12 protein-coding genes are annotated in these 14,915 nt (G+C 69.4%); 5 read left to right on the top strand and 7 right to left on the bottom strand.

Going from position 1 to position 14,915, the window contains the following annotated elements:
• Positions 1-175: 175 nt before the first annotated feature.
• The 6 genes from ACWF94_RS03130 to ACWF94_RS03105 all read right to left on the bottom strand — a co-directional run bounded on the left by ACWF94_RS03130 (position 176) and on the right by ACWF94_RS03105 (position 8,272).
• The gene (locus ACWF94_RS03130) at positions 176-1,315 is read right to left on the bottom strand and encodes an acyl-CoA dehydrogenase family protein (protein WP_453484131.1); all 1,140 of its coding nucleotides are present in this window, start codon (positions 1,313-1,315) and stop codon (positions 176-178) included.
• Positions 1,316-1,566: 251 nt separating this feature from the next.
• On the bottom strand, positions 1,567-3,894 hold the full coding sequence (locus ACWF94_RS03125) for an MMPL family transporter (protein WP_453484130.1): 2,328 nt from the start codon (positions 3,892-3,894) through the stop codon (positions 1,567-1,569).
• Between the two features lie 272 nt (positions 3,895-4,166).
• Positions 4,167-5,633 carry a sensor histidine kinase gene (locus tag ACWF94_RS03120; RefSeq protein ID WP_453484128.1) on the bottom strand — a complete coding sequence of 489 codons (1,467 nt, stop codon included), beginning with the start codon at positions 5,631-5,633 and terminating at the stop codon, positions 4,167-4,169.
• A 30-nt stretch (positions 5,634-5,663) separates the two neighbouring features.
• A complete protein-coding gene (locus tag ACWF94_RS03115; RefSeq protein ID WP_453484126.1) occupies positions 5,664-6,377 on the bottom strand; it encodes a response regulator transcription factor in 714 nt (237 codons plus the stop codon).
• A gap of 227 nt (positions 6,378-6,604) precedes the next feature.
• The gene (locus tag ACWF94_RS03110; protein WP_453484125.1) at positions 6,605-7,426 is read right to left on the bottom strand and encodes a M15 family metallopeptidase; all 822 of its coding nucleotides are present in this window, start codon (positions 7,424-7,426) and stop codon (positions 6,605-6,607) included.
• A gap of 207 nt (positions 7,427-7,633) precedes the next feature.
• Positions 7,634-8,272 (bottom strand): GNAT family N-acetyltransferase, encoded by a 639-nt coding sequence (locus tag ACWF94_RS03105; RefSeq protein WP_453484123.1) that lies wholly within the window; start codon positions 8,270-8,272, stop codon positions 7,634-7,636.
• 413 nt (positions 8,273-8,685) lie between these two features.
• Here ACWF94_RS03105 and ACWF94_RS03100 point away from each other — a divergent pair, with 413 nt between their 5' ends.
• The 5 genes from ACWF94_RS03100 to ACWF94_RS03080 all read left to right on the top strand — a co-directional run bounded on the left by ACWF94_RS03100 (position 8,686) and on the right by ACWF94_RS03080 (position 14,018).
• Positions 8,686-9,852 carry a serine hydrolase domain-containing protein gene (locus tag ACWF94_RS03100; RefSeq protein WP_453484121.1) on the top strand — a complete coding sequence of 389 codons (1,167 nt, stop codon included), beginning with the start codon at positions 8,686-8,688 and terminating at the stop codon, positions 9,850-9,852.
• A 569-nt stretch (positions 9,853-10,421) separates the two neighbouring features.
• Positions 10,422-11,252 carry a transporter substrate-binding domain-containing protein gene (locus ACWF94_RS03095; RefSeq protein WP_453484119.1) on the top strand — a complete coding sequence of 277 codons (831 nt, stop codon included), beginning with the start codon at positions 10,422-10,424 and terminating at the stop codon, positions 11,250-11,252.
• A 32-nt stretch (positions 11,253-11,284) separates the two neighbouring features.
• Complete coding sequence (locus tag ACWF94_RS03090) at positions 11,285-11,932, top strand: amino acid ABC transporter permease (RefSeq protein WP_453484117.1); 648 nt, start codon at positions 11,285-11,287, stop codon at positions 11,930-11,932.
• A complete protein-coding gene (locus ACWF94_RS03085) occupies positions 11,929-12,777 on the top strand; it encodes an amino acid ABC transporter ATP-binding protein (RefSeq protein WP_453484115.1) in 849 nt (282 codons plus the stop codon). Before ACWF94_RS03090 ends, ACWF94_RS03085 begins: the two co-directional genes overlap by 4 nt.
• A complete protein-coding gene (locus ACWF94_RS03080; protein ID WP_453484114.1) occupies positions 12,774-14,018 on the top strand; it encodes an aminotransferase class V-fold PLP-dependent enzyme in 1,245 nt (414 codons plus the stop codon). The genes ACWF94_RS03085 and ACWF94_RS03080 overlap by 4 nt, the downstream gene beginning before the upstream one ends.
• Before the next feature lie 496 nt (positions 14,019-14,514).
• Here the strand turns inward: ACWF94_RS03080 and ACWF94_RS03075 are convergent, their stop codons facing one another.
• A complete protein-coding gene (locus ACWF94_RS03075) occupies positions 14,515-14,736 on the bottom strand; it encodes a hypothetical protein (protein ID WP_453484112.1) in 222 nt (73 codons plus the stop codon).
• Positions 14,737-14,915: the final 179 nt, after the last annotated feature.

The following is a 14,915-nucleotide window of genomic DNA, read 5'->3' as shown; positions in this document are numbered from 1 at the left end:
CGCCGGAAGACGCCGCAGAACGCGCAGGGCGCTGCAAGACGCCGGAAGACGCCGAGGAGGCCGGATGGGCCGGGCGGCACGCGTAGGTGTGGGTACGGCAAGGCCACGTGTGCCGACTGCGGGCTCTCACGTGGGCGCGGTCGTCACCGCTGTGGCGGTGACGGGGACCCTCGGGTCAGGAGATACGCAGGGGTAGGCCGGTGAAGTGGTCGGTCAGGGCGGTCGCCATCCGCGCGCGGGACGGCGGGTGGAAGGCCAGGGCCCGGCAGGCGGAGTTGAGGTAGGCGATGTCGCCCGAGGAGATGAACGCCATCCCGCCGAGCGCCTCCACACACACATCGGCGATACGCGCGATCGCGTCCTGGGCCGTGTACCGGCACACGAGCGCGTCGGCCAGGGTGTTCTCACCGGCCGGGACCTCAGGACCGGGGAATGCCGTACGGGCGAACCCTTCCAGCGCCAGTACGGCAGCGCGTAGGCCGGTGGCGGCCTCCGCCTTGATCTCCGGAGAGATCCTCGGTGTGCTCAGGACCCGCTCGACGAGCGCTGACAGGACGCCCAGGTAGCTCGCGGTCATCAGTGCCTCGAACCAGATGAATCCGACATTCTGGAGCCGGTCCAGCCGCCCGTCGTCGGTGACATCCGTACGCACCACCAGATCGGCGGGTACTTCCACCTCGGTGAGCCGGACCTCGTCGCTCTCCGCGGCGGCCAGGACCGGGCTGTTCCAGAACGGCCGCACCGAGACTCCCGGCGACGTGGCCGGCACCAGCGCGACGGCGAGCCGGGTGGAGCCGTCCGGCTCGGGCAGGGCGACGGACACGGTGAGCAGATCCATGGAGCGGGCGAGGCTGCACGGCTTCTTCGTACCGCTGAGCCAGATCCTGTCGCCCTCCGTCCGGGCGGTCAGCGTGGGGGACAGGATGCCCTGACCGGTCCGCCCTTCGGCGAATCCGGACGCGAGGAGCAGATTGTCCTTGGCGATGGCGGACAGCAGCATCCACTCCATGCCGTCGCCGCCCGCCGCGGTCTCCACCAGGGAGGCGACGGAGAAATGGTGCATGGTGGTGGCGACGGCGAGCGAGGGCGAGCGTGAGCCGACGGCCCGCTGGACCCGCACGGCGGTCAGCAGGTCCGCACCCTTGCCACCGTGTTCGGTGGGCACCAGCAGCCCCGGCCCTCCGGCGGCGCGGAATGCCGCGAGAGCCGGACTCCCCGGCCGCTCCAGCTCGGCCAGAGCCGTACCGGCGAGAGCCTCATCCAGTCCCCGCAGGAGCTGATCGAGGTGTATGCGTTCGTGTTGGAGACCATCCATGCTCACCGGCACCCCCGTGCGTCGAACGATCCGTGCGTCGATCTGTCCGTGCGTCGATCTGTCCGTGCGTCGAACGATCCGGCGCGACCGTTTCCGTACCGGCATATCGCCGGTACGGAGCCGATCAACGACGGACAACGACGACAACGCTAGGAACGGGTGGTACAGGCGGTGTTCAGGACGGATCCAGCATCGGGTAAGCAATGCGGACTGTTGAGCCTTTACCTTCCCTTGCACCTCCGCGCCGGCGGTCAGTCGGACAGACCGATGCGACGGTGGAGCCGGGCGAGCGGCCCCGGCGCCCACCAGTTGGCCCCACCCGCCAGCCGCATGAACGCCGGTACCAGGATGCCCCGTACCAGGGTGGCGTCGACGATCACGGCCAGCCCGAGACCGACGCCGAGAAGCTTCAGCGGTGTCAGCCCGGAGGTGGCGAAAGCCAGCAGGACGGCGGCGACCAGGGCAGCGGCAGCGGTGATGAGCCGGCCGGTGTGTTCCAGCCCCCGGGCCACGGCCGCCGTGTTGTCGCCGCCGCGCGCGTACTCCTCCTTGATACGGGAGAGCATGAACACCTCGTAGTCCATCGACAGCCCGAAGGCGACGCAGAACATCAGCACCGGCGTATCGATGTCGATCAGTCCGGTCACCACGAAGTCGCCGACCAGCCACCGCAGATTCCCGTCCTGGAAGACGAAGACCATGGCGCCGAAGGTCGCCGTCAGGCTGAGCAGGTTCAGCACGATCGCCTTGGCGGGAATCAGCAGACTGCCGGTGAACAGGAACAGCAGGACGAAGGTGGACGCGCCGATGATGCCCAGCGCCCAGGGGAGTTTGCCGCCCAGCGTGGACTTGGCGTCCACCAGCAGCGCGGCCTGGCCGCCGATCAGGGTCTCGGCGGGCGCCGGGACGTCGCGCACGGCCTTGACGAGGTCCATGCCCCGTTCCGAGTAGGGCTCGGTGTCGGAGGTGACCGACAGCCAGGTGCCCGTGCCGGACCTGGCCCCCGAGAAGCGGGCCGAGATGTCGTCGGGCGCCGCGATCCGCTGCCCGCGGGCGTACGAGCCGGTCGCGGCATCGACGCGGGTGACGCCCTTGAGCCCGGAAACCTCCGCCGCGTACGCGCTGATGTCCGCGGCCCGTGCGGAGGGGTCCGCACCGGGCAGGACCACCTCGATCGGGGAGCCCTCGCGGCTGTCGAAGTCCTCGCGCAGCACCTGGGCGGCTTGATAGGCGGGTGAGGAGGGCGGCAGGACCCGGTCGTCGCTGTCGCCGAACTCGACTCGCAGGAACGGCAGTCCGAGTGCCACCAGGAGCGCGACGACGGTCAGCGAGAACGGCACGGGCCGCTTCATCACCACGGTGGCCAGCCGGTGCCAGAAGCCCTCCGCCGACGTAGGCCGCTGTCGCTTCGCCGACCTGCCCCGGCCGAGGAGACGGCGTACGTCGAGCGCGTCCACCCGCCGCCCCAGCAGGGCGAGCATGGCGGGCAGCACCACCACGGAGCCCAGCGCGGCGAGCACGACCACGGCGATGCCGGAGTAGGCGAACGACCGCAGGTGATACATGGGAAAGACCAGCATCGCCGACAGCGAGAGCGCGACGGTGAGCGCGGAGAAGACGACCGTACGGCCGGCGGTGCGCACGGTCCGTACGATCGACTCGCGGACATCGTGGCCTTCCGCCAGCTCCTCGCGGTAGCGCGTGACGATGAACAGGCTGTAGTCGATGGCCAGGCCGAGGCCCAGCGCGGTGGTGATGTTCACGCTGAACACCGACACCGGCACCAGCATGTTCAGCAGCCGCAGGATCACGAACGATCCGATCACCGCGATCGCGCCCACCACCAGCGGCAGCAGGGCGGCGACCACACTGCGGAACACCAGCAGCAGAATGATCAGGACCAGGGGTGCGGCGAGGAGTTCCGCCTTGACCAGATCCTCCTCGCTGCGCTTCTCGATCTCCATGCGCACGGCGGTGACACCGGTGGCGGTCACCTTCAGACCGTCGCGTTCGCCCACGGTCACCGGCACGAGCCGTTTCGCGGTCTTGCGGACGGTGTCCTCGTCCCCCGCCAGCCGGACCATGATCAGGCCGGTGCGGGCGTCCTGTGAGCGCAGTGGTTCGGCCCTGTTCAGGGTCCAGTACGAGGCGGCCTGGACGACACCGCGCTCACGGCCGAGCTTCTCGGTCAGGCCCAGGCCCCGCTCGACGGACTCCGGGGCGTCCACGGAAGCAGGTGATCGCAGGAGGAACACCAGGTGCGGGGAGCCCGACTCGAACTCGGTGTTGAGGACGTCATCGGCGCGGGCCGCTTCGGAATCGGGCGCGGTGATTCCGCCTTCGGAGAGTCTGCTCTCCACGTCCGCGCCGAAGGGAACGGCCACGATGACGGCGATCAGCGCCGCGACGAGAACGAGCATCCGGCGGCGGGCCAGCCAGGCACCGAAGCGGGCGAGGAGCGGAAGGCGGTCGGGGGTCCCGGACTCAGGGATGTCTCTCCCGGGGCCGGCGGCCCCGGCGGTCTGGTCCAGGACAGGCTTCCCGGGGGTCTCGTCCCCGGGAGCGGGCGTGGGAACCACGCCTCCTCCTTGTGAGGTCGTGGCATCCCCGTGGTCCGGGGACGCGGGGCGGATGACGGCCGTCGTCCGGGCGAGTTCTGTCCCGCGGTGACATCTCGTCCGCCGACCGGGCTTGGTGACGGCTGCGGCGAACGCCCCGGGGGTGGTCGGGCGGAACGTCCGGAGGAAGGACGTGCGGAGGAAGGACGTGCGGAGGAAGGACGTGCGGCGGCCGGTTCCCGGTGGTCACGGCAGGTCATTTCGGCTGCTCGGCCAGCTTAGGGAGATCATGTTCACGGGTTGTGCAAGGGAGATGCAGGGGAGGTGCAGGGCTCGTCCTGCGGCGCTGTTCCCGCCGAGCCGTGCGCGGTCCGCTCCGGTGGCCAGGCCGACAGCACCACGGTGGCGTCCAGGCCACTGCCGGGGGCGGGGTCCAGCAGCAGTTCGCCGCCGTATGCGCGGGCCAGCGACGATGCGATCGAGAGGCCGAGTCCCGACCCGTCGCCCGCGGCCCGGCGACCGCGCCAGAAGCGGTCCGGGGCACGGCGGCGCTCGTTCTCGCTCATGCCGGGTCCCTGGTCGCGGCAGGTGATCCGTACCCACTGACCGGTCGGGCGCACCATGAGCCGTACCGTCGAACGCGGCGGTGACACGGCCAGCGCGTTGTCCAGGAAGACGTCCAGAATCTGATCCAGGGCACCGGGGGCCGCCGCCAGGTGCCCATGGATCCCCGGATGCCGAGCGCCGCCGGTCTCGACGGTGACGCCCCGGCGCGCGGCCATCGGCCGCCAGGCGGCGGCCCGTTCGCCGACCACCGCGTAGGCGTCGATCTCGGCCAGAGCCGGTTCGGCACGGCCCTCGCAGCGGGCCAGGCTCAGCAGCGCGCCCAGGATGCGGCTCAGGCGGTCCGCTTCCGACAACGCGTGCTCCAGGCCGCGGGCGCCCTCCGGGTCCAGATGGGGTTCGAGGTTCTCCAGTCGCAGCCGCAGGGCGCCCAGAGGACCTCTCAGCTGATGCGAGGCGTCCGCGACGAACCCGCTCTGAGCGCTCGCCCGGCGCTCCAGCAGCTCCAGCGCTTCATTGAACGCCCCCGCCAGCGCGCGGAATTCCGCCGGTCCTGTGTGCGCCGGGAGGGATGCGGGGCGCCCGCCATCGGCCAGCGTTCGGGCCGCGCTCCGCAGTGACCGGAGCGGCCGCAGCAGCCGGCGCGACAAGGACTCCGCGAGCATGCCGTTGACTGCCAGGGCCACCACGGTGGCAAGTCCCAGCAGGAGCCATGCGGAGGTCAGTTCCGAGCGCAGATCCTCCAGCGGGGAACAGATGACGACCGTGCCCAGCAGCCGCCCCTGGTCGATGACGGGAACCGCCACGATCAGTTCCTCGGCCTCCCAGGACAGGGTGTAGCGGGAGGAGTCCACCGGCCGTCCGGCCATCGCCGAGCGAACCTCGCGCCGGTCCGACAGCTCTCCGGGTGTCAGGGTGCACACCGCTCCGGCGACCAGCGCGCTGCCCAGGTCGAGCACGCGGGCCCGCCCTTTGGTGGAGGCCCGGTAGCGGACCACCTGCTTCCGGAGCACGGCACGGTCCTCTCCCTTCAGGGCCCGCGCCGCGGGGCCGGAGAGACGCTCTGCCTCCGCGAGCCGTTCGGCCGCCAGCCTCTGAACGGCGGTCCGGGCCAGGTCCAGCGCGGCGGGCAGGCCCAGTACCGCCACTGCCAGCATCGGTAAGGCCACCAGCATGGCCACCAGGCGACGACGCACAGGTTTCCCCTATTCGTCACTCATCATTCGTCACTCATCGGAACCGGGGACGGTGAGGCGGAACCCGACTCCTCGCACCGAGCGGATCCAGTCCCGGTGTCCCAGCTTCTTGCGCAGGGTCCCGACATGGACATCGAGCGTGCGGGTGGAGCCGTGCCAGTTGGCGTCCCACACCTCGTTGATCAGGTCTTCCCTCAGGCGCACCGCTCCGGCGTCCGCCAGGAGCGCGGCCAGCAGATCGAACTCGCGGCGGGTCAGCTCCACCACCCGACCGTCGACCGTCGCACGGCGGAGCCGGGGATCCACCTCCAGCGGACCGAACCGGTTCGTATCGTCGTGCTCCGGCCCTGTGCCGTCCGTCGCCCCGGACACACGGTGATGCAGGGATCCCCCGTGCGCCCGACGGCTGACGGCCTCCATACGGGCCAACAACTCCCGCAGGCTGTAGGGCTTGACCACGTAGTCGTCCGCACCGGTCCGTAACAGCAGGACCCGGTCCAACTCCCCCTCGCGCGCGGTCACCGCGATCAGGGGCACCCACGAGCGCTCCCGGATACGCCGGCACACCTCCTGCCCGTCCAGATCCGGCAGCCCCAGGTCGAGCAGGACCAAGTCGACTTCCGGTGCCAGCGTCACGGCGTCGCCGCCGTGCCGCACATGCCGGACTTCGTGCCCGAACCGCTGAAGGCCCTCCACCAGCGGCACCGCGGCGTGCTCGTCATCCTCCACCACCAGAACGCGCATCCCGTAACCCCCGTTATCGCGATGTGCCGAATGCCGGGCCCGACGCCCGGTCGCGTCACCCCCGGCAGTGGTTCCCTGAATCGTGACGAGCTTACGGCGAGCGGGGGTGCCGGGCCACGGCCGGCACCGCACCCCGGAACGGGGGGGCACCCCGGGCCGGGACTGGCGCCGCACCCCGGGCCGGGGTGGGGTGGGGTGCCGGCCCGGGGTGCCGCCCCGGCACATCCTCACTCCGCCCGGGACGGTACGCCGGAAGGCACCGGTGGCGACGGCTCCTTAAGGGGCGCGGAGGGGTAGCCGGTGTCGAAGTGCATGTAGTCGGCCACCTTGATGTTCTGCCAGATCCAGCCGTCGCCGGTGAACGCCTGCCAGACGGGACCACCTTCCAGGATCTTGCCCTTGCCGGCCGTACGCGCACTGAACTCACCACTGGGGGACCAGGTCTTCTTCCGCAGGTCCTGCCAGGGGTTCTCCAGCGGGTTGAGGTCGATGGCCCGTCCGTTGGCGTGGGGGGACTCCTTGAAGGGAGCGTTGATCTGGTCGGGCCGACGGCAGTTGAACGCGGAGGTGTTGTCGTCCTTCAGGCTCTTGTCCAGATCTCCCCCGTACGCCTCGACCGGCTGCATGCGGCGGATGGGAAACCGATCGGCGAGGAGCTTTCCGAAGACGCGGACCACGCTGTCCGCGACATCGGCGTGGACGACGAGGGTCCCGCGCCGGATCTCGCCGTCGAAGTCCAGGTGGTTCATCTCGACCCTGCGCAGTTGCTCACGGACGTCCGGGCACCCCTTGCGCCACATCCCCGCAGCCACCATGCGGTTCCACTGGCCGTCCGGGACCCGGGTGACCGTGGCGTCGAGGGACGGGGACGGAGAGGGCGAGGGCGAGGGAGCCGCGGTCGGCGTCCGGGCCGGCGCAGCCGTCGCCGTCGGTCCCGCTGATTCCCGGGCGCCGTCCGAACCGGACGAGCACCCGGCGGCCAGGACGGCTGTGGTCAGCAGGGCTGCCACCACCCTGGCGGCATCGGCGCGACGCTTCGCGGGACGCATGGCATGAGCGGTACGAGGGCGCGGTCGAAGGCGGGTCAAACAGGGCTCCTGAAGAGTCGGTCGACCATCGGTCGAGCGCATTACGGGACGAGACAGACGGAGGCTGCGAAGTCACGGCCGCCGGCAGCGGTCGCCCGCCCGACCTCCGGCGGGCGTTCCGCGGACCCGGGGATCCGACCTGCCGTCGTGCCACGTCCGGACGGTCGGTCACGAGGCTTCCCGGTCTCCGCGCAGCGGGAGGTCGTACGTCGCGAGGCGACGCCCTTCAGGCGTGACCGTCTCGCCGCGAGGCAGCCAGCCACGCCGCTCGTAGTACGGCCCCGCGCCACCGTCACCGGCAACGGTGACCAGGCTGACCCGGGCGCACCCCGCATCAGCGGCGTCCGCGACGAACCGCGCGACCAGGGCTTCGCCTATACCCAGCGACCGGGCCCCCTCGTCCACGGCGACATGAGCCAGGACCGCGCTGACTCCGGTGGGCCCCTCAGCGGGCGGCCGCACGACCGCGGGGCTCGGCGCGAGCTTGCGCACATACCCCGACAACCTCGTACGCAGGAAGTGCGCCGCGACGGGGGGCCGTACGGCGAGTCCCCGCATTCCGAGCAGGGCGAGCCTGCGCCGGTGGTTCGCAAGGACATACGCCCGATGGGCACCAGGGTCGAGGACCCCGACGAGGAAGCCGACAGGGCGGTGTTCCAGCAGGGCTATGTAGCCGGAAGCATCAGGGCTCGTCAGATAGGTCTCGCAGTACGCGGTGAGGAACGAGGCCCCCAGCCGCGCGAAGAAGCCGTCCGGGAAATGACGCCGGTGCTCGGCCACGACGAACGGTACGTCCTCGAACCCCATCGGTCTGATCGCGAACCGCGCGCCACCGGGATGCCCCCCGGCCCTCGGGGCGGGGTCCCAGTAAGGGGTGCGGGAGGTTTCGGGAACAGGGCTGATGCGCGCGGCCGCACGCGGGTCGGCATCCACGAATCTAAAGTACTACACAGCTTAGAAAGCTAGCGGCATGGACCTTGATTCCCTCTCGAACACCCTGGCGGTCACGGCCGAAGGATGCCGCCGCGCCCTCGACCCGGGCCAGCGACGACCCGGGCCAGCGACGGCGGCGAGGGAGCCGGGCACGTGCACCTCCATGAGCGCACAGCCGACTCACCGCGCGGGCCGGACCGCGGCCTCCGCCACTGGTGCCATATACCCCACCCCCGTATATTGATAGCGATAGACAACCCTCATGCCGTATGGGGAAGGTGGGTGCGATGTCCGAGGCCGACGCGGCGCGGTGCGCCACTGGTGAAGACGTGCCGAGGACGGATCCGGCGGCAGGCACGGGGGAGGTGCGCGGGTTCGCCGCGGACGGATACGGCGCGGTGCGCGAAGTCTTCCAGCGACTTTTGGCCGAGGGCCGTGAGAGCGGGGCGGGAGTGTCGGTCTGGCGGCAGGGCCGTGAGGTCGTCAGGCTGAGCGGGGGGTGGGCCGATGCCCGCCGGCAACGCCCCTGGTGCGACGACACGCTGGTCCAGCCCTATTCGCTGTCGAAGACGTTCGCCACGCTCGCGGCCCTGGTGGCGGTCCGCGAGGGCGCGCTGGCACTGGACGAACCGGTCGCCACGTACTGGAAGGAGTACGGCGTCCGGGGCAAGCAGGACACGACTGTGCGTCAGGTACTCACGCACCGGGCGGGCCAGCCCCGGTTCCCCGCCGAAGCCACGGGTCTTGATCTGCTGGACGGCACGGGGCTGCGGGCCGGCCTGGCGCGGGCCGCGCCGGAGTACGTTCCGGGTACATCGCTGGGTGAACACGCGCTCACCTACGGCCATCTGATCGACGGCCTCCTTCGCGCGGGCGCCGGGACCACGCTGGGAGAGATGTTCAACGACGTGGTGCGGCCGGCACTGGGCCTCGACGCCTGGTTCGGCGTACCGGACCACGCGCTGGAACGGGTCGCCGACCTGGAGTACGGCCGGCCGGACTGGCCGCGACAGCTCCGCGCGGCGCCGTGGCTCCAGATCCCGGCCGGTGCGCTGGACACCGGGCGGATGAACTCCCGGGCGTGGCGGCAATCGGTCTTCGGTGCGGTCAACCTGCACACGACCGCGACAGCGATGGCCGGGTTCTTCGTCACCCTCACCAGCCAGGACGGCCCCCTGCGCACGCTCCTGGGCCCAGTACTGCACGCTGAACTTCTCAGCCCCCAGGTCACCGGGTACGACGAAGTCTTCGGCACCCGGCTCACCTGGACACTCGGCTTCATACGCGACCGCGGCAAGATAGCCAAAGGCGGGATCGGAGGCTCGGCCGCATGGTGGTCCCTCAACCACCAGCACTCCTGCGCCTATCTGACGCGCCGACTGGACGATCACTCCCGCGCCGCCGAGATCGCCGCTGCCCTCAACGATGACCTGGCCGTCGTAGGAGAGGACTAACCGGCCCCCCCTGGCCGGGCGGCCCCCTGGCCCGGGCGCACCAAAAAGGCGTGACGTGGGCAGAGTCCTCGGCACCGGGGGCTTCTGCGTCAGGTGCATCCGGCACCCATGAGGCGGAGCCGGATGACGAGGGCTCACGGTGCGGTGCGGGTCGCCTTCGCCGCTCGGCACCGCGCTCGGTCCTTCGTCCAGGCGAAACGGACCGGCCGGGGCCCGCAGCCGCCCGCGAGCGGCGGGACGTCTCGGATGTACGTCACTTCTCCGCCACGACTCCAACCATCCCTCAGGGTCCGGATTTCGCGTCCACGAGGGAAGCTCACGCGGTGAATAAATACCCCTACGGGGTACTTGACGGCGTCTCCCTGTAAGGCGCACTCTGCCTGAGAGACCCTGATTCTCCGATCGGCAGCCTCCCTCGGCCCTATGTGATCCGGCCACCGCTGGATCGGGCGGACTCGCGTAACCGCACGGCGCCACGGAGGCGCGTACAGGCGTACAGGCGTACAGGCATGCAGGCATGCAGGCATGCAGGCGTGCAGGCGTGCAGGCGTGCAGAAAGGACCACGACTGTGATCACCACCCCGACCTCCCGAATCCGAAGACTCGCAGTGCTGCTCGCCGCCGGCGCGGCAATCACCGCCGGATGCTCGGCGAACTCCGCCGACGACACCCTCGGCAAGGCGCGCTCCAAGGGCGTCCTGAGAGTCGCCCTCACCCAGGCGAATCCACCATGGAACTTCCTTGAGGACAACAAGCCGGTCGGCTACGACGTCGATGTGGCGCGTGAGCTGGCCAAGCGGCTGGATATCGACAGAGTCGAGTTCATCGGCTCGGACTTCGGCAATTTCATCGGAGGTGTACAGGCCGGTCGCTTCGACATCGTCATATCAGGTCAGACGATCACGGAAGAGCGCAGGAAGCAGGTCGACTTCTCCCGTCCGTACGAGGTCAACGGCGTTTCCATCTTCGTCCGCGAGGACAGGACAGCCCTCGCCGACGCTTCTTCCCTCCGCGGCAAAACCATCGCGGTCACCGAAGGCACCACCCAGGCCGAGTACGCCCGCAGCGAGATCCCCGGCGCGCGGATCAAGACCTACAAGAACGCCACGCTGGCGCTCACCGACGTCGGACAGGGCCGGGCCGACGCCGCCCTCGTCTCGAAGTTCCAGGGCGCCTATCTCGCCGACAAGAACGACCTGCGCGTCAAGGCCGCGGGAAAACTGCTGGAGACCGAGATCAACGGCATGACGTTCCGCAAGGGCCAGAAGGACTTCAAGCAGAAGGCCGATGACGCGCTGAGCGGAATGATCGAGGACGGGACGCTTTCGTCCATCTCACGCCGCTGGCTCGGCGGACTCGACATGGCCGCAGAACTCCGTAATCTGCCCGCCGGCACGTGAGCTGACGCTACATCAGAGACGAGGACCCGGTCATGGATCTGCTGGTTCAGAACTTTCCCGAATTCCTCAGAGCCATGGGTGTCACGCTCATGCTCGGTGTGGTGTCGTTCGTGCTCGGCTGCGCTCTCGGCCTGCCGGTGGCACTGGCCAGGTTCTCCGGATTCCGGCTGCTGAAAGGGCTCGCCATCGTCTTCGTGTCGGTGTTCCGGGGAACGCCTCTGCTGATCCAGATCATGCTCATCTACTACGGCCTCCCCCAGCTCGGCATCATGATCGAGCCGATCCCGTCGACCATCCTGGCCTTGACGGTGTACGCGGCGGCATACCTCAGCGAGAACTTCCGGGCCGGCATCATCGCTGTCGACCGCGGTCAGTGGGAGGCGGCCAACTCCATGGGCATGCCGTACTGGAGGACGCTCCGGCGGATCGTCGCCCCCCAGGCGGTCCGGGTCGCCATGCCGCCGATCGGCAGCCGCTTCATCGCGCTGATGAAGGACACATCACTGGCCTCCGCGGTCACCGTCGTGGAACTCACCAGGGCCGCGGAGAGCATAGGCAGCTCGACGTTTCGCTACATGGAGGCGTTTCTCGTGGCGGCTGCCGCCTACTGGCTGATCAACACCCTGCTCTCCGTGGGCCAGAGCGCCCTGGAGCGCCGATTGGGGAAGGCGTACGCATGAACCGGACAGATGACCAGATACACATCCGTGGACTGCACAAGCGGTTCGGTCCGCTCGAAGTGCTGAAGGGCGTCGATCTCACCGTGGCCCGCGGGGAGGTGGTCGTGGTGATGGGGCCCTCGGGTTCCGGGAAGACCACGTTCATCCGCTGTATGAACCTGCTGGAAGAGCCCGACGCCGGCACGGTGTCCATCTGCGGCTGCTCCGTGGAGTGCGGTGGCGCGGTGGGCAGACGGGAACGCGCACGGCAGGTACGGCGGATCCGGCACCGTACGGCCATGGTGTTCCAGCAGTTCAACCTCTTTCCTCATATGACCGCCCTGGGCAATGTCGTCGAAGGGCCGCTCTCGGTGCGGCGTATGCCCAAGGCCGCCGCGACGGCGCTGGGCAGGGAACTGCTCGACCGGGTCGGACTCGCCGACAAGGCCGCCGAATTCCCGGCCCGGCTGTCCGGCGGCCAGAAGCAGCGGGTCGCCATCGCACGGGCTCTGGCCATGGAGCCGGAGGTCGTCCTCTTCGACGAACCGACGTCGGCACTCGACCCCGAGCTGCATGCGGAGGTGCTGGAGGTCATGCGCGAACTGGCCCGCGAGGGCATGACCATGGTCGTCGTGACGCACGAAGTGGAGTTCGCGAGGGAAGCGGCCGACCGGGTGGTCTTCATGGACGACGGCGTCGTCCTCGAATCCGGGCCGCCGCAGGACTTCCTGAACCATCCGGTCCACCCGCGCGCGAGATCGTTCCTGCGCCTGGTCACGCACGACACGACACCCGAGCCGAAAGCCGAGCCGTCACCCGGCGAGAGCGATCCGGGGAAGCCGACACCTTGGGGGCGTGCGAGTTGACAGCCACGCAGGGCACGCCACACGCGGCCCCGGAAACGAGCAGGGACCTGGACCGCTCCCCCTACTCCCCCGAGGAGGTCGCCCGCGCCCGCGCCGACACCCCTGGATGCGCCAAGGTCACGCACTTCAACAACGCGGGCGCCGCACTGATGCCCCGACAGGTCATCGACGCGATCACCCACCACCTCCACCTGGAACGGGATATGGGTGGCTACGAGGCCGCCGCACACGCCGCCGGGAGCATCGAGGCGGTGTACGACTCCGCGGCACGGCTCCTCGGCTGCGACCGCGACGAGATCGCCCTGTTCGACAACGCCACCCGGGCCTGGGACATGGCGTTCTACGGCATCCCTCTGCGCTCCGGTGACCGCGTCCTCACCAGCATGGCCGAGTACGGGAGCAACTTCATCGCGTATCTCCAGGTCGCGGAGCGATACGGGGTCAAGGTCGAGGTCATCCCGAACGACGAGCACGGACAGATCTCCGTCGACGCACTGCGCACAGCCATGGACGATCGGGTACGGCTCATCTCCCTCACCCACGTCCCCACGAACGGCGGGCTGGTGAACCCCGCGGCCGAGGTGGGAAAGGTCGCCCGTGAGGCAGGGGCGCTCTACCTCCTCGACGCCTGTCAGTCGGTGGGGCAGCTATCGGTCGACGTCAATGAGATCGGCTGCGACATGCTCTCCACCACCGGCCGCAAGTATCTCCGCGGGCCGCGCGGAACGGGACTGCTCTATGTGCGCCGGACAGTGCTCGACCGGCTCGTCCCGCCGGTTCTCGACCTCCATGCCGCCACGTGGACGGCACGCGACCGCTACGAGATGCGCCCGGACGCTCGCCGGTTCGAGACCTGGGAGGCCAACTACGCCGCACAACTCGGCCTCGGGGCCGCCATCGACTACCTCCACGCGTGGGGACTGCCCAGGATCCAGACACGGGTCAACGCGCTTGCGGAAGAACTCCGGGGCCGGCTCGCGGAGATCCCCGGCGTCCGTGTCACCGACCGGGGCGTCCAGCGCTGCGCCATCACCACCTTCACCGTGGACGCGGCCGAGGCGGCCCAGGTGAAGTCCACCCTGTCCGAGCAGGGGATCAACGTCAGCGTGTCCCGGACAGCCTCCACCCGGCTGGACATGGACGAGCGCGGCCTCAGTGAACTCGTCAGGGCATCGGTGCACTACTACAACACCGAAGACGAGATCACCGAGCTGGTCCGGGCCGTCCGCGCCTGTACGTGATCACCACCGTGGTCGCCGCATCCCGTCCGAGCGGGAACCGTATGCGGCATGGTTCCCGGCCCCACGGCTGATGCACCGATTCAGGCGCGTCGCGGTGTCGCCCCTCCCACGGGAGACCGGCGACTCGGACGCCGCATCCAAAATGGGCGCCACCCTATGGGGGTGATCCACTCACCAACGCAACTGGGAATGCAACTAGAGACGATCATGACCCACGGTCTCCCGGAGGAAACCCCAGGCCATACATGGAGCCGCCTTCGGGATTCGAACCCGAGACCTACGCATTACGAGCACGCTGGGGATCGTGACGGGTCGTGCTGCCTCGTACTGTCCGATGCCGTTTTGCCTAATCAGAGCAGCACTGGCGGTCCGGTGGGTGCCGGGCTGTGTTGCACCATCCAAAGGCGTCCGCGCTCCCCTTGCGCTCCCCTGATGGTAACCAGTGACCGGCGATACCCGGTCAGCGACCGCTCCGCCGAGGCCCGGGCGACCCTTGTCACCATCCCACAGTCACTTCTCCAGGAGGATCACAGGACCCTGTGGACGGGAGGTGGCAGTCGAGGAGCTTGCGGGCTTCCCTCCGGCGGGAGCGGCGGGGGTGGAGCAGGGCGACGCCGACGATGACGACGAAGACGGTGATCCAGATACACAGGGCGGTGATCAGTGCCCAGGACAGGAGTCCAGTGGTCGGGAGCAGGGTGGTCAGTGTGGTGAGCATGGTTCCTCCTGATGTGTTGCCGGGCCGTGCGCTCCGGCGGTTCCCCTAGGCGGTGTCTTCAAATGATCTTGTGTGGTGGATCACGGTGTCGTGATACGCCGCCATGAATTGTCTGATGCCGAGTGGGAGTTCGTCCGGCCGCTGCTGCCCGGGTCGTTGCGGGGGCGGAAGCGGCTGGA

This window comes from Streptomyces sp. NPDC055078 (genome assembly GCF_053607985.1).
The sequence above is the reverse complement of the archived record's forward strand: the minus strand, read 5'-3'. Positions and strand labels throughout refer to the sequence as shown.

Coding starts and splice junctions, on each gene's coding strand:
- ACWF94_RS03105 (WP_453484123.1), bottom strand. CDS start 8,272: ATGGGGTTCGAGGACGTACCGTTCGTCGTGGCCGAGCACCGGCGTCAT.
- ACWF94_RS03100 (WP_453484121.1), top strand. CDS start 8,686: ATGTCCGAGGCCGACGCGGCGCGGTGCGCCACTGGTGAAGACGTGCCG.
- ACWF94_RS03090 (WP_453484117.1), top strand. CDS start 11,285: ATGGATCTGCTGGTTCAGAACTTTCCCGAATTCCTCAGAGCCATGGGT.
- ACWF94_RS03130 (WP_453484131.1), bottom strand. CDS start 1,315: ATGGATGGTCTCCAACACGAACGCATACACCTCGATCAGCTCCTGCGG.
- ACWF94_RS03085 (WP_453484115.1), top strand. CDS start 11,929: ATGAACCGGACAGATGACCAGATACACATCCGTGGACTGCACAAGCGG.
- ACWF94_RS03075 (WP_453484112.1), bottom strand. CDS start 14,736: ATGCTCACCACACTGACCACCCTGCTCCCGACCACTGGACTCCTGTCC.
- ACWF94_RS03110 (WP_453484125.1), bottom strand. CDS start 7,426: ATGCGTCCCGCGAAGCGTCGCGCCGATGCCGCCAGGGTGGTGGCAGCC.
- ACWF94_RS03115 (WP_453484126.1), bottom strand. CDS start 6,377: ATGCGCGTTCTGGTGGTGGAGGATGACGAGCACGCCGCGGTGCCGCTG.